Origin of the sequence: Rufibacter radiotolerans (assembly GCF_001078055.1) — a bacterium.
Taxonomy (GTDB): Bacteria; Bacteroidota; Bacteroidia; order Cytophagales; family Hymenobacteraceae; genus Nibribacter; species Nibribacter radiotolerans.
In genome coordinates, this window is sequence record NZ_CP010777.1 from 3,472,324 (window position 1) to 3,496,367 (window position 24,044).

The window sequence follows — 24,044 nt, forward strand, 5'->3', positions numbered from 1 at the left end:
CCAACGAACAGCTTCAGGTTTCACAGGCTTTTTAAGAGGTATAGGGAAAGCGAGAACGACAGGCAATTACAGGCACGTCTGCTCAAATTTGTCTTTTACATACAGAGTTCCATACAAGAATCTTTTACTCCCTTAACGGCGCACACGCTTACAAGGGGCGCTTAGTCTATCTGTTTCCTGTCCCCCCGACCGTCAGGAAACAGAGTCATTTTTGATTGACCCTAGTTCAAACAGACAGTGAAACAATCCTTCTTCTTTCTCAGAAGCATGTGCCTTTGCCTTATGCTTCTGGCGCAGTATGCGGCAAGTGCCCAGAACACCTCCAACAAAGGCCGGGACTTTTGGCTGGGGTATATGGCCCACTTTGAAGGCACCAAGTCACAGATGAACCTGTATGTGACCTCAGATCGCAACGCAGTGGTAACAGTGACGGTAGGCACCCTGGCCCCTTCTACCTTTAATGTTACTGCTAACAAAGTAACGGTGATTCCAGTTAGCCCGCAGCAGGCGTACGTTTCAAGCACAGAGATCATAGAACAGAAAGCGATCCATGTTACCTCAGACGTACCGGTGGTGGTGTATTCGCATATTTATTTCACCAATAAGTCCGCGGCCACGCTGGTGCTACCCAACAATACGCTAGGCAGATCTTACTACGCCATTAGTTATGACCAGCACCAACCCAATGCGAACCAAGCTACATCGCAGTTAATGGTGGTGGCCCTGGAAGACAATACCACCATTGAGATAACGCCCACCGTGGCCACCGTGGGTGGAAAACCAGCCGGAGTACCCTTTTCGCCACCCAGGCCCCTTATGAAAGGCGAGGTATACCAGGTGCGGACCCTCCAGGATTTAACCGGCACAAAGGTAGAGTCTATTGATGTAGGCTTGGGCTCCTGCAAAAGGATAGCCGTCTTTTCCGGCAGTTCCTGGACGGCCGTACCGCTTACTTGCCCTGCCACTATCAGCGGTGACAACCTTTACCAGCAGCTTTATCCCATTAGCGCCTGGGGCAAAAACTTTGTAACGGCCCCATTCAAGAGCCGTTTAGCCGGTGACGTTTTCAGGGTAATGGCTTCTGAAGACTATACCTCCATCAACATCAACGGAACTACGATCACCAAAAACAAGGGCCAGTTTCACGAGTTTGAAAGCAGCCTGCCCAACTATGTCTCGGCTGACAAGCCTATCCTGTTTGCACAATACGCCAAAACTCAGTCCTGTGACCGCGTGCAGGCCGACCCCGAGATGACCTTAGCAAACCCTGTGGAACAGACCCTGAAAGATATCACACTTTACTCCTCCAAGGATTTCCAGATTTCCCGCCACTACATTAACGTGACCATGCGGGCGGCAGACACGGCTACCTTTAAGTTAGACGGGAGTAAGATTCCTTTCCTGCCAATTGCCGCCAACCCGGTGTATGCCTATGCCCAGCGGGATGTGGCAGAGGGCAACCATACCCTTAAAGCCGACAGTGGCTTCAATGCCGTAGCCTATGGCTTTGGGCAGGTAGAGTCCTATGGGTACTCAGCGGGGGCTAACGTAACCAACCTGGTGCAGAACATCACGGTCCTTTCAGACAGCATCTGTGACGGCCGCAACATCCGGTTCAAGGGCTTTGCCATTTATGAGCCCCTGGCCTGGAAGTGGTACTTTGGCGATGGCCAAACCTCCGCAGACCAGAACCCCTCGCACGTATTTCCGGGGCCCGGCACCTACACCGTCTCTCTGGTCACCACTAAATCCAACGGGAATGACTGCAACTCCCAGGACTCTACCTATATAGAGGTGGAGGTGTTCCCTAATCCTGCCGTGGGCTTCTCTTATACTACTGTCTGCACCAATGACAGCACCCGTTTCCTGGATGAGACCAAATTGACCACCGGCGAGAAGATCCTGGGCTACCGTTGGGATTTCGGCGATGGCACCACCTCTACCAAGCAAAGCCCGGCGCACCTGTTCAAAACCCCGGGCACCTATACCGTGCGGCTTTCCATCACCAACCAGAATCTCTGCGTGAGTGAGACCAGCCGTGACCTTACCATTTACCCGCCGCCCAAAGCCGCCTTTACTGCCCCCGAAGTCTGCGACAAAGAACCCGTAGTTTTCCAGAACGCCACTACGCTGGCGCAAGGGACCATTGCCCGTTGGGTCTGGGATTTTGGCGATGGCACTCAAAGCACCGAGCAACAGCCCCAGCACACCTACGCCCAGCATGGCACCTACATTGTTAAACTGAAAGCCATCTCAGACCAAGGCTGCGCTGACTCTGTGCAAGTAAGCGTGCGGGTAAACCCCAAACCGGTAGCAGCTTTCAACCTCCCCGATATCTGTATCAAGGATGACGCAGCCTTCCAGAACCAATCTACCCTGGCTTCCGGCACCATGACGTACCTCTGGGACTTTGGCGACGGGGCCACCTCCACCCTGCGGGAACCGCGGCATAAATACACCGCCGAGGGCGTGTACACCGTCAAACTGGTAGTCACCTCAGACAAAGGCTGCCAGGACATGGTCTCCAACACCTACACCGTAAGTGGCGCCGTTCCGGTGCCGGCCTTTTCAGCGTCTTCCTTCTGCCAGGAGCAGGGCGTGAACTTCAAAGACGAGAGCACCATTGCCTTCGGGAACATCGTCCGCCGGAGGTGGACCTTCGGGGATGGCAACTTCTCTGATGAGAAAGACCCCATGCACATATATTCCAAAGCGGGCACGTACACGGTGAACCTGCAGGTGTGGTCGGGGATCGTCTGCACCGATAATATCACCAAGACCATTACCGTGCTGCCTAACCCTGTGGCCGGCTTTACCACTGCCAACGTCTGCGAGAGCGACGCCGCCAGTTTCACCAACACCACTACCTACAGCGGCAGCGGAGCCCCATCTTATGCCTGGACCTTCGGCGATGGCGGAACCTCCGCAGCAGCAAGCCCTACGCACCTGTACAAAGCGCCCGGCACCTACACGGTGACCTTGGTAGCTAAAGGCGGCAATGACTGCGCGCAGACGTTTAGCCGCTCCATTACTATCTACCCCACCCCCAAGGCAGATTTCTCGCCCACCGTGGGCTGCGTGACAGATGCCGTTACCTTCCAGGACATGAGCAGCCTCTTTTCCGGCAAGATCACGGGCTGGGCTTGGGACTTTGGCGACGGCGGCACCTCAACAGTTCAGCATCCAACCCACAAGTACACCAAAGACGGCTCTTTCTCCGTGCGGCTTACCGTTACCTCAGACTTGGGCTGTACCCACACCATCACCAAGACCATCCAGATCTCCCCGGCCCCGGTGGCGCAGGCGGGTCCGGACCAACTGCTTTGCGGCAAATTAACCACCCAATTAGCGGCCAACGCCCCGGCGCCGGCCACCGGCCAATGGATGGTAGTGCAGGGCACCGGCGGCTCTTTCTCAGACGTTTCTAATCCTACAGCCACCTTCACCGGCACCATGGACCAGACCTACACCCTGCGCTGGACGGTAAGCAACAGCCCTTGCGTGAATGCCACCGATGAAGTGCAGATAAGGATAAGGCCAGTCCCAACCGTAGAGGCCGGGCCAAATATTGTGCTGGTAGAAGGAGAAAGCATTCAACTGCAGGGTCAGGGGCAAGGAAAGCTCACGTGGTCACCGGGCACGGGCCTCAGCAACACTAACACTGGCAACCCGGTGGCCTCGCCGGTGGTCACCACCAAATATTATCTGAGCGTGGAGTCTGAGGCGGGTTGCTTTAACAAAGACAGCCTGGAGATAAAGGTGCTCAAGAAACTTCAAATCCCTAAAGCCTTCTCGCCGAACGGCGATGGCGTGAACGAGACCTGGGAACTGGGCGGCATTGAGGATTACCCCAACATTTCCATAGAGGTCTACAACCGCTGGGGGCAACAGGTCTACACCTCCCAAGGCTATCCTTTGCCCTGGGACGGGAAGCGCAACGGAGCTGATTTGCCCGTGGGTGCCTATTACTACCTCATTAACCCTAACAACGGCCGTGCGAAGATGACGGGACCGCTTACCATTTTGCGCTAACCTGCCAGACCATGAGAAAGAACTACTTCCTTCTGCTTTTCCTGGCCTGCCTGCCCTTTCTGGGCCTGGCGCAGCAGATTCCGCATTACAGCCAGTACATGCTCAACCCCGTGCTCCTGAACCCGGCCGTGAGCGGCACCGACAATTACCTGGACGTTCGCGCCGGATACCGCAACCAATGGACCGGGCTGGAAGGGGCACCTACCTCCTACTACCTCAGCGGCCACATGCCCCTCAACCGCCTGGACTACACCAGCCCGCCCACTACTTTCAGGCCCAGGCCCCTCACAACCGCCAAGTCCCGCACCCAATGGAAGCCTGAGCGGCGTAACTCAGCCCAGAAGCCCCGGCCCCACCATGGCTTGGGTATTCTGGTGCAGGCAGACAAGGCCGCCGGCCTCAAACGCACCGAGGTGCAGGCCCTCTACGCCTACCACGTGCCCCTCACCTCGGGCATGAAACTGTCTGCCGGCCTGGCCGCGGGCATGACGCAGCTGGGCCTCAACCAGGACATGCTCACCTTCACTAACCCCGGCGACCCGGTCATGCACGCAGATGATTACAACCAACTGCTGCCTAACATTGGCGTGGGCGTGCTCTTGTACAGCTCCCAGTTTTTTGCGGGGGTATCTGTGAATCAGGTGCTCCCTACGCCGTTCAGTTTCCGGGAGTCAAGGGCAGGGGTGTCGGCTGAGCAGCAGCGGCATTTCTATGGGCACGGCGGCTACCGGTTCATGGTAGGTCCGCACCTGAGCGTGATGCCTTCGGTGGTGGTGAAATACGCCAGTCCCAGTCCGGTCTCTGTGGATGTGAACGCCAAGGTGTACTACCGCAACCAGTTCTGGGTGGGCAGCTCTTACCGGCTGGATGACGCTGCGGTGGTGATGGCGGGGTTTCAGGTGAAAGACAAGTTCCATTTGGGCTATGCCTACGACCTCACCACCTCGGGGCTGAACCAGGTGAGCAACGGTTCCCATGAACTGGTGCTGGGCCTTATGCTGCGCAACAAGCGCGAAACCTATTCGCCTTCGCAGTACTGGTAAACCCGTTTTAAGCACGTTTTCCTGAAAATGGCCCCAAAACATAATTCGCTGTTTGGGGTCATTTTCTGTTTTGAGGCCGTTTTGCCAAAAACAGGCTCAAAACGCCAGACCCGCACAAACTTTGCCTAACGCATGATAGGAGCCGGATAGATTCAATATCTTTGTTGCATAAAGCAACTCCTGAGCCCATGCTACATCTAGGCGATTACAACTATCTGGAAATATTACGCGAACTGGACCACGGCCTGTACTTGGGCTCTGATGACGGTGACGTGCTGCTGCCCCGCAAATATGTGCCCGCAGACGCTCGCATTGGCGACATGATCTCCGTTTTTGTGTACCGTGACTCTGAAGACCGCCTTATTGCCACCACCCTGGAGCCCAAGGCTAAGGTAGACCAGTTTGGCGTGCTGCAGGTAAAAGACGTGAATGACTTTGGCGCGTTTCTGGACTGGGGCCTGGAGAAAGACCTCTTTGTTCCCTACAAAAACCAGCATGATCCGCTTTACCCGGGGCAGTGGGCGCTGGTGTACGTGTACCTGGACGAGAACTCAGACCGGCTGGTGGGCTCTACTAAACTGGGCCCGTTCCTGAACTATGACCCTATTACCTTGCAGGAAGGTGACGAGGTGCAACTGTTGATTGGGCCGGAGAAAGCGCTGGGTTACCAGGTCATCGTCAATAACAAGTACTTGGGCATGCTGTACCGCAATGAGGTGTTCAGGCCCTTAACGCCCGGCGAGTACACCAAAGGTTACCTGAAGAAAGTACGCGAAGACAACAAACTAGACGTGAGTCTGCAGAAGCAGGGCTATGATGAGGTGGAACAGGCCGCCGATTTGATTGCCCAGCGCCTGAAAGAACAGAACGGCTTTCTGCCCCTCACAGACAAATCTGCCCCAGAGGAAATCTACCAACAGCTGGGCATGAGCAAAAAAACCTTTAAAAAAGCCATTGGCGCCTTATATAAACGCGGCGACGTGCAACTACTAGACAACGGGATTAGTCTTTCTATTACCCCCTAATCTGCTGTTGTATTTTTTTGCCTTGCCAGCCCTATGAAACACCTTTGCCTTCTTCTGCTTACCTGTTGTTGCCTTACGCTCATCGCGCACGCCCAAGCGCCTAAAATCACCAAGCAGTTCACCGCCGTCCGGACCACTGCTGCCCCTAAAATAGACGGCCTGCCAGACGAGGAAATCTGGAAACTGGCTACCCCGGCCATTGATTTCAGGCAGGCCGTTCCAGACAACGGGGCCCCGGCCCGCCAACGCACCGAGGTGCGCATGTTGTATGATGACGATGCGGTTTACATTGGCGCCATGCTCTTTGACACCGCGCCAGACTCCATCCTGTTACAGTTAAGCCAGCGCGACGGCGGCCAGGTGAACGCTGATATGTTTGGGGTGTATTTTGACACGTACATGGACAAGCAGAACGCCTTGGGCTTTGAAGTCTCCGCCGCCGGCGTGCAGACAGATTTCAAGGCCACCACCAACGGAGACGAACGCTCCTGGGACGCTGTCTGGCAGAGCGCCGTGGCCCGTAAAGCGCAGGGCTGGTCCGTGGAACTGCGCATCCCCTACTCAGCCATCCGGTTCTCTAACCGCGAGGTGCAGACCTGGGGCATTAATTTCTGGCGGGGCGTACGCCGCTACCGCGAAGACTCCTTCTGGAATTTCATAGACAGTTCGGTGCAGGGCTTTGCCAACCAGTTTGGGGTAGTGGACGGCATCAAGGGCATCAAGGCGCCCCTGCGGTTATCGGTAATGCCTTACCTTTCGGCGTACGCCGACCATTACCCGCATAACCAGGAAGGCAAGAAGAACCTCACCACCACCCTTAACGGCGGCATGGACATTAAATACGGGCTTAATGACGCCTTCACCCTGGACATGACCCTGGTGCCGGACTTTGGGCAGGCGCAGTCAGATGCGCAGGTGCTCAACCTTTCGCCGTTTGAGGTGCGCTTCAATGAAAACCGCCAGTTCTTCACCGAGGGCACCGAGCTCTTCAACAAGGCCGGCCTCTTCTACTCCCGCCGCATAGGCGCGCAGCCGCTCCACTACAATGACCTGGCTTATGATGAGGCCCGCTATGGTAAAAAGGCCGAGGTGCTGGAGAACCCAGAGAAAACCAGCCTGGTGAACGCCACCAAGATCTCAGGCCGCACCAGCAAGGGACTGGGCATTGGGCTCTTCAACGCCGTGACCCGCAACACCTACGCCACCCTCAAAAGCCGTGACACTCAGGAGGAATTCAAGGTGCTCACCGACCCCGTCACCAATTACAACGTGCTGGTGCTGGACCAGAGCTTACCCAACAGCTCCTACGTGACCTTTACCAACACCAACGTAACGCGTGGGCACGGCTTCTACAACGCCAACGTGACCGGCCTCATGACCCGGCTCACCAACAAAAAGAACAGCTATGCCCTGGAAGTGGCCGGTAACCTGAGCCAGCACTATAACAAAGGGGAAGTAGCAGGGGGCAAAGAAAAGGTGGAACTGGGCCATGCCTATGAGGTGGAGTTTGGCAAGACGAGCGGCAATTTCCAGTTCACGGTGGAGCATGAGAGCATGAACCACACCTATGACATCAACGACCTGGGCTACCTGAGCAACAACAACGTCATCCAGAACGAGGCCAATGTGCGGTACAACTTCTACAAGCCCTTCTGGAAGTTCAACAGCCTCTACAATGCGCTGGGCGTGCAGCACCGCATGCTCTACAAACCGGCCTCTTATGCGCAGATGGTGTATTTTTTCCAGACCAACGCCACCACCCGCAAGTTCCTTTCCTTCGGTTTGACGCTGGCCTTGCTGCCGCACAACAACTATGACTACTTTGAGCCCCGGTCTTACCAGAACGGCCTGCCAGACCGCAAGTTCCGGAGCCCCGCGGGCGGCGAGGTAAGCGGCTACATCTCCAGCGACTACCGCAAGAAACTGGCCCTGGACGTGAATTATGGGTTTTACCGTTCCGGCGAATATGACCAATTTAGCGGCTGGCTGGGCTTGGCCCCCCGGGTGCGGGTCAATGACCATTTGCAGATTGTATACCGGGTAAACTACAACCGCTCTCTGCGTGATTTTGGGTACGCCGGAAAAGACACCAGCAGCCTGAACGGAAACGGCCTGCAAGACAGCATTTTCTTTGGTGCGCGCACGGTGAATACCGTCAACAACACGCTTACCGGCACCTATATCTTTAACGCCCGCACGGCCCTCAACCTGAACATGCGCCACTACTGGTCCAGTGCCACCTGGCAGGACTATTACCTGCTGCTGGCCAACGGCGACATAGATCCGCTGGGGTACCGGCCGCCCGCGCCGGGCTCCAATAACCGCAACTTCAACGCCTTCAACATTGACCTGGTGTACAGCTGGCGGTTTGCGCCCGGCAGCGAGCTGAGCGTGGTCTGGAAGAACGCCATTTACAACTCCATTATCCCAGAGCAGAACCTCTATTTCTCTAACCTGCGCAACACCTTACAGGCCAAACAATTGAATAGTTTCTCCGTTAAGATGCTATATTACCTGGATTACCAGGTCATCAAACACGTCCTGAAATCTTAACGCTTCTTACCCCAGAACTATGGTATCTCCCAAGGTGGCGCTTATTGCCGGCGCAAGCGGTTTGGTGGGCGGGCAGTGCCTGCACCTGCTGCTCAACAGCCCCCGCTACAACAGAGTTATTTCTGTGGGCCGTGTCACGCTGCCCATCCGGCACCCCAAGCTCCAGCAACTGGTGGTAGACTTTGACCACCTGGAGAAACACAGCCTCATGGCCGATGACGTGTATTGCTGCCTGGGCACCACCATCAAGAAAGCCGGTTCCAAGGAGAAGTTTTACCAGGTAGACTACACCTATGTGGTGAAGCTGGCCAAGCTCACGGCCTCCCACTTTGCCTCGCAGTTTCTGGTGGTGTCGGCGTTAGGGGCAGATGCGCATTCCCGTATTTTTTATAACCGTGTGAAAGGCGAAATGGAAGAAGCCGTCAAAGCCCTGCCCTTTACCAGCGTGCACATTTTTCAGCCCTCCCTTTTATTGGGAGAGCGCCAGGAGTTCAGATTAGGTGAGAAGGTGGCGTCCGCGCTCATGAAGTGGGTAGGTTTTATTTTCAGCGGCCCGCTGCGCAAATACAAGGGCATACCCGCCAAGGCCGTGGCCAAGGCCATGCTGGAGGCCGCCAAGCAAGACGGCGGCGGCGTACTGGTGCACTCCTCTGAGCAGATGCAGGAATTTGCTTAATTGCTAATTGTTCTTTTATAAGAGGCGTTTCAGGGCTATTTTCTGGAAAACAGGCCTAAAATGGAAATGCCTCAGAAGAAACGCTTTCCGCGCTACCCCTGCTAAAATTCCGGCATTCGGCGTGTTGGCTCCGCAGTTGCCACCAACCTCTCTTCCTACTTTGCGTACCTCTCGGGAGAAAAACCGCCACCATGGACGCAGACCAACACCAGATCAAACACTTTTTCCCACGCAGTACCCAGTATGACCCGCAGTGGGTGCGCGAGCACTCTATGGGCGAGAACGTCCTTTACAACCTGGAGAGCATCACCTCCCAGATTCCGCTCAAAAAAGGCATGCGCGTGCTGGACCTGGGCTGCGGCAAGGCGGCCAGCTCCGTTTTCCTGGCCAAGGAGTTTGAGGTGCAGGTCTGGGCCGTAGACGAGGCCATTTCAGCTACGGATAACTACCAGCGCGTGCTGGAGGCCAACCTGGAGAACCAGGTGTTCCCGCTCCGCGCCGATGCCCGCTCCCTCCCCTTCCCCGAGGAATTCTTTGATGTGGTGCTGGTCATTGACTCTTATACCTACTTCGGCACCGATGACAAGTACCTGCCCTACATTTGCCGTTTCCTGAAACCCGAGGGCTACATTGGCATAGTGGATGTTTGTTTCAAGGACGAGATTGAGACCCTGGATCAGGTACCTGAGTTTCTGCAGCATGACTACCAGAATTACTGGTACTACATCCACACCGTGGAATGGTGGCGGAAGCTCTGGGAAAAGACCGGTCTGGTGCAGATAAAGACCGCTGACCTGCTCCCCGCCGCCGACCTCATACGGGAGCAGTATGTGCAGGACTTTGAGGAGACCGGCAGAAAAAAAGACCCTTTTGCGCGGGCTTTAAAAAAGGACAAAGACCACAGAATCAGCTTTTTCAGGCTCATAGGGCAACGTACCACTAAGGAAGCGTACCTGCAGTCTTACAAAAAAAGCTAACTTTGCCCCAGAATCTCTCCCGCAAAAAGAGATGGAAACTTTCTGAGGCTTGTTTTCCACCCCGTAAAATAATACCCGGTTCTGCGCAGTTAAGTAGATGCCCCACCTTTCGGGGAAGCCTGCTTTTCAGCAAAGAATCTTTTACCATGAACAACAAACATCTTATTTTTGCGCTGGCCATACTGGTGCTTGCTTTCACTAACTTGTCAACAGCCCAGGCCCAGAAGCATGGGGTGGGCCTGCGGGTAGGAGGCTACACGTCAGGCATCTCAGGGAAGTTTTTTATTAAGCCAGACGTTGCCCTGGAGGCGATTCTGGGAACCGGATTCACCAGAAGGGGGTTCCAATTAACAGGTTTGTATGAGAAGCACGTCCCCGCCTTAGGCGTAACCGGACTGCAGTGGTTCTACGGCGCCGGCGCCCACATTGGCTCGTTCAGGGGCAGGTACTACCACCCGCGTTCTTACAAACGTTACGAAGAATCTTATGACCGAACGCTCACCACGGTGGGTATTGATGGAATTGTAGGTTTGGAATATCAGATTACGGAAATTCCGATTTCTCTGGGGCTCGATTTTAAGCCATTTATCGAAGTCAACCGAGACGGACTTTTCCCGTTTGCAGATGGAGCTCTGACCATCCGCTATACATTCTAATGCTTCCCCAAACCTACTTGAAAAGCCTGCCTCGTGCAGGCTTTTTCTATTTTGGGGTATTTGGGATGTAAGGCTGCAGCCCTATAACATAAGGCTTTTCTAATGATGTTTGCTTTCCTTAGCCTAGTTGATAAAGAATTCGCCTTTGACTTAGATTGGCCGCCTTGCCTGAGTCCTTATGCTTTGGTTGTTTCATTTGTTCCCTCCGAGCGCTCACGGCCGCGGAGCCCCGTCTTTCCCCCTCGCACTGCCCTTGTGGCCTCCTTGCAGTTTTCTCTTAGCTAAAGCCACTGCAGAGTCACAAGCGAGGCGCTCGGAGCAAAGACTGAAATCGGGGGAATGTGTAGGGCTGCGGAGATTCTCAGGCAAGGGTCTTCCCAGTGAGAACCATCCCCCCTCATCCTACCCTTCTCCCTCAGGGAGAAGGAACTGCAGTGTTGCGTTTTAAGCCCGTTTTCAAAGAAACAGCCTCAAAACGCTGTCCCGCCTCTTCACCGCAGACTCCCCCCTTGAGGGGGGCGAGGGGGGTGTTTACACAGGAGAGCACTTTTAGGGAAGTCACTTAAAACCAAAAGTCAAGGAAGTAAATCCGCACCATTGAAGGGAATACTTCTGCCTTCTTCCTCGTCCCCCTTTGAAGGCCTAGGATGACCACTCCTGCAGATCAACCCACGTTTCCGGCCCGTTTTTCCCAAAACAGCCCCAAAACGGCTTTCCCGTTTCTACCTACTCCTACCTCAATCACCCCTTTTTTCCTAACATTCTCTTTACCAATGGCTTTATCCGTAGAAACCGCAAAACAAAGGCACTTAACATTCGGTTTCTACGTTGAAAGGGAGCAGACCTGAAGTCAGATTTGTTTTTTATCTCCATCTTTACGCGCAAAGGCCCATTGCGCAGGTTCAATTGATTTCCCCCTTGGTCCTCCATTCATTACTTCAACTTCATGTCATCCAAATTAAGATTCATCAATAAAGAAAAGTCCACTTTTTATGCCACCACCCGCTCCAGGGTAGAGGATTATTTGAAAGAGAAAGGAATTTCCCGAAACGCCAATCCGGCCATGTGGCGCAAAATCGCTTTTTACCTGACGGTGTTCGCGGGTCTCTATGCCTTGATTCTCTCCAATCAGTTTGGGCCCTGGACCATGTTTGGCATGACCTTGCTGCTAGGGGTTTTCAGTGCGCTGGTAGGCTTCAACGTCTGCCATGACGCCATCCATGGGTCACTTTCTCCCAACAGCAAAGTCAATAAGGTCTTCAGTTTTGTCTTCAACCTAGTGGGGGCTAGTCCTTATGTCTGGAACCTCACGCACAACGTGGTACACCACACCTATACCAACATTCCCGGCCACGACGAGGACATTGAGGTGGCCCCTGGCTTGATTAGGGTGGCCCCGGGTGAGAAAGTGAACAAACTGCAGCGGTTCCAGCACGTGTATGCTTTCGGGTTGTACAGCCTGTCGTCCCTTTCCTGGGTTCTGAGAAAAGACTACATCAAGTTCTTCCAGAAGCAGATTGGCGCCCAGGACACGACCAACCACCCCAAAGCCGAGTACTACAAACTCTTCGCCTACAAAGCCCTGTACTATGTATTGTTTATTGTACTGCCTTTGGTAGTACTGGATATCACGTGGTGGCAATTTATCATCGGTTTCCTGGGTCTGCACCTGGCCGAGGGCCTGGTGATGGGACTGGTGTTCCAGTTGGCCCACGTGGTGGAAGGCACGGAGTTTCCGGAGCCCAACGAGCAAGGCAACATGGAAGAAGCCTGGGCCGACCACCAGATGCGCACCACCGCCAACTTCGCCATGAAAAACAAGCTGGCCGGTTTCCTTTTGGGCGGCTTGAACCAGCAGATTGAGCACCACCTTTTCCCTAAGGTCTGCCACATCCATTACCCAGGCATCTCTAAAATTGTGAAGGAAACTGCCCATGAGTTCGGCCTGCCCTACATTGAAAGCCCTACTTTCTCACAGGCCCTAGGCTCCCATTATCGCATGCTCAAGAAACTGGGCTGGCAGGCCTATAAGGAACAGGAGCTCGCGTACGCGGATGAGATTTTAGCCGAGAAGCAACTGGCCGTAAATTGAACTTTCGATAGTATTCAAAAAAAAACCGGAAGAACCCGTGTTTCTGGCATCTGCCTGAGATACGGGTTCTTCCGGTTTTCTTCAACAACCACTGCTGCTGGTTACTTTTGCCCTCCTCCCCGTCCCACTTTGAAGACAATCCCGTTTCATTCAAAATTTTCCCTGGTTCAAGTTTGTAACTTGGACCTAAAATGACCTGAAGTTTTCAACTTCAGTGAGGCGCGAGCCTCAAATGGCATAAAGCTGATTCTGAAATTCCCTGTAATTGAAAGAAAGGAACGGTCTTACCTTTGAAGGGGGATGACCACTTGTGCAGAGAAAATCTGTTTTCTCCTCGTTTTCCGCAAACCAGCCCAAAAACAACCCAATTCCACCCCATTTGCATCTTCCGCCCCCAGCCCTTACCTTTGCTCCTGCTTATCAAGAAAGACGGAGGGATTAGGCCCTGTGATGTCTTAGCAACCCAATTCAGTTGGGTGCTACTTCCTGCCCACCACGCCCGCCGTGCTGGGGGAGATGAGTGACGGTTTTCCTACACCCCTACCCGCCACCCTTCCTCCTGCCCTTTCTTGAGCCGCAACCTACCCTTTTGGTGAGCAAAGAAGATGACAAGAATAGAGGAAGAAGTTCAGAAACGCATTTTAGTCTTAGACGGGGCCATGGGCACCATGATCCAGCGGTACAACCTGCAAGAGGCCGACTACCGTGGCGACCGCTTCAAAGACTTCCACCTAGATGTGAAGGGCAACAATGATCTGCTCTCGCTTACCCAGCCCCACATCATCAAGGAAATCCATAACCAGTACTTTGAGGCCGGGGCCGACATTGCCGAGACCAACACCTTCAGTGGCACGTCCATTGCCATGGCCGACTATGACATGCAGGACCTGGTCTATGAGTTGAACTTTGAGTCGGCGCGCATTGCCAAGGAAGCTGCTGAGGAATGGACCGCCAAAACCCCAGACAAACCCCGCTTCGTGGCCGGCGCCATCGGGCCCACCAACCGTACCGCTTCCCTGTCGCCGGACGTCAACAACCCCGGCTTTAGGGCCATCACTTTTGATGAGTTGTTTGACGCCTATACTGAGCAGGTGCGCGGGCTGGTAGACGGCGGCGCAGATTTGCTGCTGGTAGAAACCATTTTTGACACCCTCAACGCGAAGGCGGCCCTGTTCGCCATTGACCAATACAGCCAACAGACCGGCAAGCGCCTGCCGCTTATGGTTTCCGGTACTATCACCGATGCCAGCGGCCGCACCCTTTCGGGCCAGACCGTAGAGGCGTTCCTGCACTCAGTGTCCCACATGCCGCTGTTGAGCGTGGGCTTTAACTGCGCGCTGGGCGCCAAACAGCTGCGTCCGCACATAGAATCCCTGAGCAAAGCCTCTAAATTCCACATCAGTGCCTACCCTAATGCCGGTCTGCCTAACGCCTTCGGGGCGTATGACGAGACCCCAGAGCAGATGGGGGCGCACGTGCGCGATTTCCTGGAAAACAACTTCGTGAATATAGTAGGTGGTTGTTGCGGTACCACGCCACCCCACATCAAGGTCATCGCGGAGATTGCTGCGCAGTACCCGCCGCGTCCGTTGCCTAAATTGCCGGAAGTTCCTACCTATTCTGGTCTGGAGCCGCTCACCGTGTTTGAAGGCTCTAACTTCATCAACATTGGCGAGCGGACCAACATCACCGGCTCCAAGCAATTCAAGCGGCTTATATTAAACGAGCAATACGAAGAGGCCCTGGCCATTGCCCGCGGGCAGGTGGAGAACGGCGCCCAGATTATTGACGTGAACATGGACGAAGGCCTGCTGGACTCTGAGGCCGCCATGACTCTGTTCCTGAACCTGATTGCCTCTGAACCAGATATTGCCAGAGTGCCCATCATGATTGACTCCTCTAAGTGGAGCGTGATTGAGGCTGGCCTAAAATGCGTGCAAGGGAAAGCCATCGTGAACTCCATCTCCCTTAAAGAAGGCGAAGAGAAATTTAAAGAATACGCCCGCAAAGTGCGCAGCTACGGCGCCGCCGTGGTGGTGATGGCCTTTGACGAAGAAGGCCAGGCCGATACCTACAAACGCCGAATTGAGATATGCCAGCGCGCTTATGACATCCTCACCAAAGAGGTAGGTTTCCCGCCCCAGGACATCATCTTTGACCCCAACATCCTCACCGTGGCCACGGGCATGGAGGAGCATAACAACTACGCCCTGGACTTTATTCAGGCCACCCGCTGGATCAAGGAAAACCTGCCCGGCTGTAAAGTAAGCGGCGGCGTGAGCAACGTGTCGTTCTCCTTCAGGGGCAATGACCCGGTGCGCGAGGCCATGCATAGCGTTTTCCTTTACCACGCCATCAAAGCCGGCCTGGACATGGGCATCGTAAACGCGGGCATGCTGGAGGTCTACGAGGAAATTCCGAAAGACCTCCTGGAGCGCGTGGAAGACGTGATTCTGAACCGCCGCCCAGACGCCACCGAGCGCTTGGTGGAGTTTGCCGAAACCGTTAAAAACAAAGGCAAAGAAGTAGTGCGCGACGAAGCCTGGCGCAACGAACCCGTGAAACAGCGCCTCACCCACGCCCTGGTAAAAGGACTGGTGGAATACATTGACCAGGACGTAGAGGAAGCCCGCCACTTGTACCAGAAACCCCTGGAAGTGATTGAAGGCCCCTTAATGGACGGCATGAACGTGGTAGGCGACCTGTTCCAGGAAGGCAAGATGTTCTTGCCTCAGGTAGTGAAAAGCGCCCGCGTGATGAAGAAAGCCGTGGCCTATCTGTTGCCTTACATTGAGGAAGAGAAAGTACGCGCTGCCGCCTCCGGCGATACCTCCACCCGCCAGACCAACGGCAAGATTCTCATGGCCACTGTGAAAGGCGACGTGCATGACATCGGCAAAAACATTGTGGGCGTGGTGCTGGCCTGCAACAACTATGAGGTAATTGACCTGGGCGTGATGACGCCTACCAGCAAGATTCTGGAGGCCGCCCGCCAGCACAACGTGGACGTGATTGGCGTATCTGGCCTCATCACTCCGTCTTTAGACGAAATGGTGAGCGTAGCCAAAGAGATGGAGCGCCAGAACTTCCACATCCCGCTGCTCATTGGTGGGGCCACCACCTCGCGAGCCCATACCGCCGTAAAGATTGCCCCGGCCTACAGCGGCACCGTGGTGCACGTGCTGGATGCCTCGCGCAGCGTACCCGTGGTAGGAAACCTGCTGAGTCCTGAGAACAAGGAGAAATTCGCGCTGGATACCCGCACCGAGTATGATCAGATGCGTGAGGGCTACCTGAGCCGCCAGAAAGACAAGAAATACCTGCCTATCAAAGAGGCCCGCGCCAACAAGCTGCCTGTGGAGTGGAAAGCCGAAGACGTGTACACCCCCGCCAAGCTGGGCATTCAGGAATTCAAAAGCTTTCCGCTGGAGGAACTGGTGCCGTATATTGACTGGACCCCCTTCTTCCAAGCCTGGGAACTCCACGGCAAATTCCCGAAACTGCTGGAAGACCCGATTGTTGGCGCCGAGGCTACCAAACTTTATGCTGATGCGCAGGCGCTCCTGAAACGCATAGTAGACGAGAAGTTGCTTACTGCCAACGGCGTGGCCGGCCTGTTCCCCGCCAACACGGTGCAGGACGATGACATAGCCGTGTACGCCAATGAGCAGCGCACGGAGGTAGTAACCCACTTCCGCACGTTGCGGCAACAGGGGCAGAAAGGCCCGGGCGTGCCTAATTTGGCGCTGGCTGATTTTGTGGCCCCCAAAGAAACCGGCCTGCAGGATTACGTAGGCGGATTCGCCGTCACGGCCGGTCATGGCCTGGACGAACTGGTGAAACACTTTGAAGCCGACCACGACGACTACCACAGCATCATGGCCAAAGCCCTGGCTGACCGCCTGGCCGAAGCCTTCGCCGAGAAACTGCACGAGATTGTGCGCAAGGATCTGTGGGCCTATGAACCCGAAGAGAACCTCAGCAACGACGAGCTCATCAAGGAGAAATACCAGGGCATTCGTCCGGCCCCCGGCTATCCCGCTTGTCCGGACCACACCGAGAAAACCACCCTGTTCCAGTTGCTGGACGTGGAGAAACACACGGGCATTACCCTAACCGAGAGCCTGGCCATGTACCCCACCGCCGCCGTGTCAGGCCTGTACTTCGCACACAAGCAGTCAAGGTACTTCGGGTTGGGCAAGATTGAGAAAGACCAGGTAACCGACTACGCCCAACGCAAAGGCATGAGTGTAGAGGAAACCGAGCGCTGGCTGTCACCTAATTTGAATTACTAAGATTCTGTTTTGGGCCTGTTTTTCAGAAAACAGGCCCAAAACAGAATCTTCTCTCCCCCCTTTCCTGTCATCCTGGAAGGATCTCGGTGGAGAACGGTAGTGGCTTTTAATCAATGCCTTTCTAGTTCGCTACCGAGATCCTTTCAGGATGACAAATAAGCGTTTTAGCATCAAAACGCTTACATAAAAAACAAAGGCCCAAAGCCAAAAGACACCCGACACTACGTCAATGAAAGTTACCGAACACCTGCACAACGCCACCAAGACCCTTTTCTCTTTTGAGATTCTGCCGCCTGTGAAAGGCACCAGCATCCAGTCCATTTACCAGGGTATTGACCCGCTCATGGAGTTCAACCCGCCATTCATCAACGTGACCTATCACCGCGAGGAATATGTGTTCAAGGAGCGCGAGAACGGGCTGCTGGAGAAAATCACTATAAGAAAACGGCCCGGCACGGTGGGTATCTGCTCGGCTATCATGAACAAGTACCACGTAGATACGGTGCCGCACATCATCTGCGGGGGCTTCAGCAAAGAGGATACTGAGAACGCGCTCATGGACCTTAACTTCCTGGGCATTGACAACGTGCTTCTGCTGCGCGGCGATGCCGTGAAGACCGAGCCCGGGTTCCGGCCGCACAAAGACGGGCACGCCCATGCCTCAGACCTTATCCAGCAGGTGGTGCAGCTCAACCATGGCCATTACCTGGACGAGGAAATGGAGAACCCCGTGCCCACCGATTTCTGCATCGGCGTAGCCGGCTACCCCGAGAAGCACGTGGAGGCCCCAAACCTGGCCTCTGACCTGAAATACCTCAAACAAAAGGTAGACCTGGGCGCTGACTATGTCATCACGCAGATGTTCTTTGACAACAAGAAGTTCTGTGATTTTGTAAAGGCCTGCCGCGAAGCGGGAATCAACGTGCCCATTCTACCCGGCCTGAAACCCATCACCGCCAAAAGCCAGCTGAATGTGCTGCCCCGCTACTTCAACATTGACCTGCCCGAGGATCTGGTGAACACCGTGGAAGCCTGCAAAACATCAGCAGACGTGAAACAGGTGGGCATTGAGTGGACCATTCAGCAGTGTAAGGAACTGGTGGAGTTTGGCGTGCCTTGCCTGCACTTTTATACCATGAGTAAATCTGAGGCTACTGCGGCCGTGGCCAGAGCTATTTTCTAAAAGGCGTTTTAAGGCTGTTTTCCTGAAAACGGCCTTAAAATAGAAAGGCCCTTTACCAGTTGGTAGAGGGCCTTTCTATTTTTACAAAACCTTGATATGGACTAAGCAAGGTACAACCTTGCTATATCTTCACCACAAGTTACGCTAGCGCTAAACTTGCGGTAGGAAATTATTTTGGGCCTGTTTTCAGCAAAACAGACCCAAAACAGAAATCCTACAGGTTGATTCTGTATTTGGTAGTGGTGATGCCCCCGAAGTTGCCGTAGCCGTTCCTGATGTTGCTGTAGAGGTTCAGGGGTTCTGCAAAGGGGTTGTCCTCAGTGTAATTCTCGCGGGAGCGCTCGTACAAGTACAGGTCCTGGGTCAAGTGCTGGAGCGTGACTTCAATGTATTTCACGGGGTAGCCGCTGCCAATATGGGTGATGACCCGGTCTGAATACGTGATGGCGCCTTGCTTGGCCCAGCCGTCATCAAACACCTTGCCGGGGGTAATCTGCTCCACATCCTCTCCAAAAACCTCGTCGTTCTCATTGTCTGGGTAAAGGGTTCCTACCTGACGTCCCTGATCATCAAACAGCTTCAGGAAGAATCGGTAGTAATCCTTTTCTGCCGGGGCGTCGTTTATCTGGATTTTCAGCAAGCCCCTAAACTCATATTGGTCGTTTCTAGCGTCGGGCTGAAAGGAGGCTGTGGCTACGGGCACCTCGGCGGGCTGGGTCAGTTTGCCTTCAATGGGCGCAAAGCCGGGGGCACTAATAGAAAGCACGTAGGTCTGGCCTGGCACCGGGGTAAACACATTGGTGGGTTTGTAGGAGCCTTGGGTCATGCCAAACTCAAAGGGCTTGAACACAAAACCCTGCTTCAGGACGCCATTCTGGTCTTTAATGGCCACGGTGGCGGTGGTGACCAGCCCGTCGCGCCAGAGGTTGTCAGAGGCCAGTACCGGCTGGCTGCGGCCCACAATCAGGGCTTGGTTAGGGTCTTCGGTATTGAGGTTGAACTGCACGGCCAGCTTGGGGGTATGCGTGGGCACGTCTATCTCCACGGTGGTCTCGCAGGCAGACAAACCTACCGCCAGGCCAAGACCCAGCAGCAGCCGTCGGCTGATTATAAGGTGTTTTTCGGAAATCAGGGGTAAACTAAAACGGAACATGCGCTTCTAGAACTTAAAGGTTTTACTCACAGACGGCAATACAGGAAACAGGCTCACTTGCTTGAACCTGGGCGCATCGCCCTCGTTCTCGCCGCCGGCGATGTAGATGTAATAGGGGTTCTTGCGGTTGTAGGCATTGTAGAAACTGATGTTGTTCACTACCTCGCCCCAGCTTTTCTTTTTGGTATGACTCAGGCTGATGTCGGCGCGGTGGTAGGCAGCCATGCGGTAGCCGTTGCGCGAACCGTAGTCATTATAGGTCTGGGTGCCGCCGTAGCCACCCTCCCAGGCCTCGCCCACCACGTAGCGGGCCTCAGGTAAGGTAATGGAGTTGCCGGTGCCGTACACCCACGTACCAGATAAAGACAGATTGGGCTTCAGCTGATGAATGACCACTAACTCAATGTCATGGCGGCGGTCATAACGGTAAGGGTATTTCTCGCCGCGGTTCAGGTCTGGAAACTGGCGGTTAGACCAGGCCAGGGTGTAACCGATCCAGCCGTTGGTGCGGCCGGTCTTTTTGTGCAGGAACAGCTCCAGGCCATAAGCCCAGCCTTTGCCGGTAGTCACCTTGGTGTCCCAGCTGTTGGAAATGCCAATAAAAGAGGCGCCCTCTTTGTATTCAATGAGGTTGTGCATGGTTTTGTAGTAGCCTTCCAGACTCACTTCCAGCTTGTCTTGTGCCAGGGTGCGGGTGGCACCCATGGCTACCTGATGGCTTCGCTGCGGCTTTACCTTGTCCGTTGACGGAACCCAGAGGTCGGTGGGCAGGCCGATGCCGCTGTTGGTGAGCAGGTGGATGAACTGGGTCATGTTGGCGTACGAGGCCTTGAGGCTCAGTTTCTCATTGGCAATGAACCGTACCGAGGCCCGGGGCTCCAGCGAGGAGTAAAACTCTTTGTTCACCGCAAAGCCATTCGCCCGCAGGCCCACGTTCAACTTCACCCGCTCCGACAGGCGCACATCGTCCTCCAGGTACAGGCCCATCTCCTGCGCATTGGTTTTCACGGTGTTCACGTCCAGGTCCTCGGCGGTGCCGCCGTTGTTGCCCCGCACCTGCAAGGCCCCCGGCTGAAACTGGTGGTCCACAAACTGCGTCCCGAACCTGATGTAATGGCTGGGGTTAGGGATAAAGTCAAAATCTAGCTTGGCGCTCAGGTCCCGGATGTTGGAGAGGTACTTGAGTTTGTAGTTGTAGTCCTTGCCCTGGTAGGTGGCCTCCTCTTCGTTGCTGATGTCAAACTGGTACTTGGTGTAGGTGAGGTGGGTGTTTAGGAAAAGGCGCTGGTTCAGGACCCGGTTCCACCGGAACGCCGAGGTGAGGTTGCCCCAGCCCAGGCCGGCGCGGCTTTTCTGGTTATCGGTGCGGCTGCCTTCAGAGGTGGCGTAGAACTCGTCGTAGCCGGTATAGGCGCTCAGGTAAAGGCGGTCTTTTTCGCTTACCTTCCAGTTGAGCTTGCCGTTGAGGTCATAGAAATAATAGCCGGCCACTTCGTCTTTGGGCATGAACGGGCGCGCCAGCACGTCAATGTATGTCCTTCGGCCCGAGACAATGAAAGAAGCCTCGTCTTTTTTGATAGGCGCACTTACGGTGAGGCGGGAGGCAATGAGCCCGATGGAGCCTTCGCCGTCTACCTCGTTCATGTTGCCTTCCTTCATGGAGATGTCCAGCACCGAGGAGAGCCTGCCACCGTAGCGCGCCGGGAAACCGCCTTTCACCAGTTCCACGTTGTTGAGGGCATCGGCATTGAAGACCGAGAAAAACCCGAACAAATGCGAGGCATTGTAGACCGGCACGCCGTCCAGCAGAATCAGGTTCTGGTCTGGGCCGCCGCCCCGCACGTAGAGGCCGCTGGTGCCCTCGCCCCCACTCTGCACGCCCGGCAGCAACTGCAGCACCTTAAGCACGTCTACCTCGCCAAACAGCGCCGGCACCGCCTTTATCTGGGCCACACTCATGTTAATGGTGCTCATACGGGTGGTTTCCCTGATGTCTTCCTCTACCTGAGTATTGACAATCTCCACCTCTTGCAACGTAGTCACGGCCGGGGCCAGCAGCAGGTTATGTTGCAGGTCCTTGTCCAGGTAAGTGGTGAACAGGCCCCGCTCATAGCCCACGTAAGAGGCCACCAGTTTCACGGAGTCTTTGGGAAGGGTAAGGCTGTAGAAGCCATAGGCGTTGGTAGCGGTACCCTGGCCCGTCACGGAATTGAAGATGGCTACCCCAATGAGGTTCTCCCCCGATTTGGCGTCGCGCACGTAGCCACTGATAGTGAATTTCTGGGCCAGTCCGGTGAAAGGCAGCAACAGGAACGCCAGCGCCGTAAATAGCAGCCGGCCACGCCTGGACGCAGAACCAGGGCGCTTGGTGAAAAAGGACATTGATAGAAGGGTTTAGGTGTATTGGTCTAGGTCAGGAGAAGGCTTCTTTTTCTCCCTATTATGCCTATTGACAGCCTAAACTACCAATACCCTTACGTCCTTCCAAAAAAATCTACTTTAAGCCCAAATGGATAATGGCATCGCCTTGGTTTACCACCGGCATGTGGTTCACGCCTACCACGTAGCCGCTGACCAGCGTAGTGATAGGGTGCGTGACGTAGCCGTAGGGGTCAGAGACAGCGCCTATCTGCTGCCCGCGGCTCACCGCCTGCCCATTCTTCACGAAGCTCCTAAACAGCCCGGCCCGCGGCGCCCGCACCCAGGTGGTGCGCTCACAGATGATAGGCGGGTGCGAGATGGGCACCGATGTCTCCAGCATGCCCAAATGGTGCAAAACGCGCACCGCGCCTTCCATGCCCATGATAATGCCCTGTTCATCAAACCGAAGCGACTCGCCGGTCTCGTATACAATGATGGATTTGTCCAGCTTGGCGGCCTCCTGGCGCAAAGAGCCGGGCCGGTAATTGGAATTAAGGATGAACGGTGCCCCGAACGCCTTGGCCAGGGCCTCGCTTTCGCCGTGCTCCAGGCGGCAGCGTACCTGCGGGAAATTTGATTTGCTGCGTCCACCGGTATGGAAGTCAATGCCATAGTCAACCAGCGGCAGAATCTCCTTGGTGAACCTATCTGCCACGCGGCTGGCCAAAGAGCCTTTGGCGTTGCCCGGAAAACTGCGGTTCACGTCTTTACCGTCCGGCACTTCGCGGGAGAAGTTCAGGAAGCCGTAGATGTTAAGGATAGGAATGGCTAGAATGGTGCCTTTCAGGGGTTTCAGGATCTCACGCCGGATCATGCGTCGGATCACCTCTACCCCGTTCACCTCATCGCCGTGCATGCCGGCCAGGAGAAGCAGCACCGGCCCCGGCTCCTCCGCCCTGAACACATGGATAGGAATGTCTATCTCGGTGCCGCTGGGCAGCTTGGAGATGGTGAGCCTAACCAGTTTGCGGTCTCCCGGGTAGATGGGAATATCATTGATGATCATCACCGCTGTCTGGGTTATTCTTCTGCTTCGCTTTCTTGGCCTTCGGTTTAGCCACCAACAGTTCTGTAAACTCAATGATCTTGCCGGCAATGTCTTTCTGGGTGGCTTTCTCAATGCCTTCCAGCCCCGGCGAGGAATTGACTTCCAGAATAAGGGGACCGCGCTTGGATTGCAGCATGTCTACCCCGGCCACGTCCAGGCCCAGAGACTTGGCGGCCATGAGGGCGGCGGCTTTCTCGGCGCGGGACAGTTTGATGAGGGTGGCGCTGCCGCCGCGGTGCAGGTTAGACCTGAACTCACCTTCCTTGCCCTGCCGTTTCATGGCACCCACCACCTCGCCGTTCACCACAAATACGCGTATGTCGGCGCCCTTGCTCTCGGCAATGAATTCCTGCACGATAATGCGGGCCTTGAGGTTATGGAAGGCCTCAATCACCGACTCGGCGGCTTTCTGGGTTTCAGCCAGTACCACGCCCAGGCCCTGTGTGCCTTCCAGCAATTTAATCACCAGCGGGGCCCCGCCTACTTCCTTGATCAGTTCCTTTACTTCTTTGGAGTAGTTAGTGAAGGCGGTTTTGGGCATACCCAGGCCGGCGCGGGCCATAATCTGGAGGCTACGCAGTTTGTCTCTTGACCGCACAATGGACTGGCTGGCTACCACGCTTTTCACCTTCATCATCTCAAACTGCCGTACCACCGCCGTGCCGTAAAAGGTCACTGAGGCCCCAATACGCGGAATCACGGCATCTATGCCGGTAAGCAGTTCGCCTTTGTAAAGAATATGCGGGTCGCCTTTTTCCATGACCAGGTCACAGCGCAGGTGGTCCAGCACCACTGCCTCATGGCCCCGCTGTTGGGCGGCTTCCACCAGGCGGCGGGTAGAATATAATTTAGGATCGCGCGAGAGGATCGCTATTTTCATAAAAGGGAAT

14 protein-coding genes and 1 riboswitch are annotated in these 24,044 nt (G+C 55.0%); of the genes, 10 read left to right on the forward strand and 4 right to left on the reverse strand.

The features are described from left to right. Positions 1-237: 237 nt before the first annotated feature. The 10 genes from TH63_RS14180 to metF all read left to right on the forward strand — a co-directional run bounded on the left by TH63_RS14180 (position 238) and on the right by metF (position 18,532). Complete coding sequence (locus TH63_RS14180; protein ID WP_197088564.1) at positions 238-4,032, forward strand: PKD domain-containing protein; 3,795 nt, start codon at positions 238-240, stop codon at positions 4,030-4,032. Positions 4,033-4,043: 11 nt separating this feature from the next. Next, the gene (locus TH63_RS14185) at positions 4,044-5,075 is read left to right on the forward strand and encodes a PorP/SprF family type IX secretion system membrane protein (RefSeq protein ID WP_048921515.1); all 1,032 of its coding nucleotides are present in this window, start codon (positions 4,044-4,046) and stop codon (positions 5,073-5,075) included. 188 nt (positions 5,076-5,263) lie between these two features. After that, the gene (locus TH63_RS14190; protein ID WP_048921516.1) at positions 5,264-6,100 is read left to right on the forward strand and encodes a CvfB family protein; all 837 of its coding nucleotides are present in this window, start codon (positions 5,264-5,266) and stop codon (positions 6,098-6,100) included. A 33-nt stretch (positions 6,101-6,133) separates the two neighbouring features. Next, positions 6,134-8,653: a DUF5916 domain-containing protein gene (locus TH63_RS14195; protein ID WP_048921517.1), complete on the forward strand. Its 2,520-nt coding sequence runs from the start codon at positions 6,134-6,136 to the stop codon at positions 8,651-8,653. A gap of 19 nt (positions 8,654-8,672) precedes the next feature. Next, a complete protein-coding gene (locus TH63_RS14200; RefSeq protein ID WP_048921518.1) occupies positions 8,673-9,329 on the forward strand; it encodes an oxidoreductase in 657 nt (218 codons plus the stop codon). Between the two features lie 191 nt (positions 9,330-9,520). Next, positions 9,521-10,306, forward strand: coding sequence for an SAM-dependent methyltransferase (locus tag TH63_RS14205; protein WP_048921519.1), 786 nt, complete (start codon positions 9,521-9,523; stop codon positions 10,304-10,306). A gap of 146 nt (positions 10,307-10,452) precedes the next feature. Beyond that, the gene (locus tag TH63_RS14210) at positions 10,453-10,962 is read left to right on the forward strand and encodes a hypothetical protein (protein ID WP_048921520.1); all 510 of its coding nucleotides are present in this window, start codon (positions 10,453-10,455) and stop codon (positions 10,960-10,962) included. A gap of 946 nt (positions 10,963-11,908) precedes the next feature. Beyond that, positions 11,909-13,054, forward strand: a complete 1,146-nt coding sequence (locus TH63_RS14220) for a fatty acid desaturase family protein (protein ID WP_048921522.1) — start codon at positions 11,909-11,911, stop codon at positions 13,052-13,054. 414 nt (positions 13,055-13,468) lie between these two features. Beyond that, positions 13,469-13,577, forward strand: a riboswitch (SAM riboswitch). Positions 13,578-13,659: 82 nt separating this feature from the next. Beyond that, positions 13,660-17,349, forward strand: a complete 3,690-nt coding sequence (gene metH / locus TH63_RS14225) for a methionine synthase (RefSeq protein ID WP_048921523.1) — start codon at positions 13,660-13,662, stop codon at positions 17,347-17,349. A gap of 229 nt (positions 17,350-17,578) precedes the next feature. Then, complete coding sequence (metF, locus tag TH63_RS14230) at positions 17,579-18,532, forward strand: methylenetetrahydrofolate reductase [NAD(P)H] (RefSeq protein WP_048921524.1); 954 nt, start codon at positions 17,579-17,581, stop codon at positions 18,530-18,532. Between the two features lie 214 nt (positions 18,533-18,746). Here the strand turns inward: metF and TH63_RS14235 are convergent, their stop codons facing one another. The 4 genes from TH63_RS14235 to rimK form a co-directional block, all read right to left on the reverse strand. Next, complete coding sequence (locus tag TH63_RS14235) at positions 18,747-19,685, reverse strand: DUF4249 domain-containing protein (protein WP_048921525.1); 939 nt, start codon at positions 19,683-19,685, stop codon at positions 18,747-18,749. A gap of 6 nt (positions 19,686-19,691) precedes the next feature. Then, positions 19,692-22,067 carry a TonB-dependent receptor gene (locus tag TH63_RS14240; RefSeq protein WP_076606497.1) on the reverse strand — a complete coding sequence of 792 codons (2,376 nt, stop codon included), beginning with the start codon at positions 22,065-22,067 and terminating at the stop codon, positions 19,692-19,694. Positions 22,068-22,179: 112 nt separating this feature from the next. Next, positions 22,180-23,112 (reverse strand): succinylglutamate desuccinylase/aspartoacylase family protein, encoded by a 933-nt coding sequence (locus TH63_RS14245; protein ID WP_048921526.1) that lies wholly within the window; start codon positions 23,110-23,112, stop codon positions 22,180-22,182. Then, on the reverse strand, positions 23,099-24,034 hold the full coding sequence (gene rimK, locus TH63_RS14250; RefSeq protein ID WP_048921527.1) for a 30S ribosomal protein S6--L-glutamate ligase: 936 nt from the start codon (positions 24,032-24,034) through the stop codon (positions 23,099-23,101). Before rimK ends, TH63_RS14245 begins: the two co-directional genes overlap by 14 nt. Positions 24,035-24,044: the final 10 nt, after the last annotated feature.